At 73.3% G+C, this 1,176-nt stretch carries 2 protein-coding genes; both read left to right on the plus strand.

Annotation, left to right across the window (positions count from 1 at the left end; translation table 11 throughout):
- Positions 1–516: glycine cleavage T C-terminal barrel domain-containing protein (locus tag EQG76_RS30480; RefSeq protein ID WP_321573537.1), on the plus strand; the 516-nt coding region annotated here is incomplete at its 5' end.
- Entirely contained in the window at positions 509–1,072 is a 564-nt protein-coding gene (locus EQG76_RS30485) for an aminomethyltransferase family protein (protein ID WP_159718986.1), read from the plus strand. The genes EQG76_RS30480 and EQG76_RS30485, both read left to right, overlap by 8 nt.
- Positions 1,073–1,176 lie beyond the last annotated feature (104 nt).

The raw sequence follows: 1,176 nt of genomic DNA on the forward strand, positions 1-1,176 counted from the left end.
CTTTATCGCCACCTGGAGGAGCTGGGTGCGCCAGACGGCATGGTGCCGCTCGGCTCCGAGGCCCTGCTCGTGCTGCGCGCGGAGAAGGGCTACGTGCTGGTGGGCCGCGACACGGACGGCAACACCGAGCCGCAGGACCTGGGTTTCACCGCGCCGCTGCGCACCAAGCGGCACGACTTCGTCGGTCGCCGCTCCCTGCAGCGGGTGGCCAGCCGCGAGGCCGGGCGGCTGGAACTGGTGGGGCTGCTCAACACCGTCCCGGACGAGCCGATCCCGACCGGCGCCCACATGTTCATCCGCGACGAAGCGGGCAACCGGAGGAGCCGCGGCTACGTCACCTCCGCCTACCGCTCGCCCACGCTCGGCCAGCCGATCGCCCTGGCCATCCTGGCGGACGGAAGGGCGCTGCAGGCACAGGGTGCGGAAGTCAACCTGTTCCACCTGGACCGGACCTACCGTGCACGGGTGGTGAGCCCGGTCTTCTACGATCCTGCGGGGGAGCGCCTGCGTGGCTGAGGTTTTCGAGCTGCGTCCGCTGCCGCTGGCCGATGCGCTGGGGCTGGCGCCGATCCCGGCGGTCATGGACCTGCGGGTAGAGGTGGCAGCGCTCCGGGCCGTGATCGGCGTGGCGGGTACCCATGGTGCGGCGGGCCTGGGCGAGGCGCTGGCGGACGTGCTGGGCCACCGTCTGGACCCGACACCCGGCAGTGCCGGCGGCCCCGAGCCCCGCTCGCTATGGACCGGGCCGGACCGCTGGCTGGTCGTCAGCGAGCACCTGGACCGCTTCGACCTGGCACGGCGCATCCGCGCGGCGGCACCGCGCGCGACCCTGGTGACCGACCTGACCGACGGGCTGCCGGCGATCGACCTGATCGGGCCGGGCGCCTGGGAGCTGCTGGCCCATGGCTGCCCGGCGGTACCCGCGGATGGTCAGGTCGCCCGCACCCTCCTGGCGCTGCAGCCAGTCACCCTGCTGGCGGATGCCGACCGGGTGCGCCTGTTCACCGACCGCGGGCTGGTGCCGTTCCTCTGGGATTGGCTCGCCCGCCATGCACCGCTCGCGGCGGCCTAGGCAGGGCCGTGGCGCGGCCGCGCAGCACATAAATCCCGGCACCGATCACCAGGCCGGCGCCGACCACGACCCAGACATCCGGCCAGGTGCCGAACAGGCCGATG

This window comes from Geminicoccus flavidas (assembly GCF_009806515.1).
Lineage (GTDB): Bacteria > Pseudomonadota > Alphaproteobacteria > Geminicoccales > Geminicoccaceae > Geminicoccus > Geminicoccus flavidus.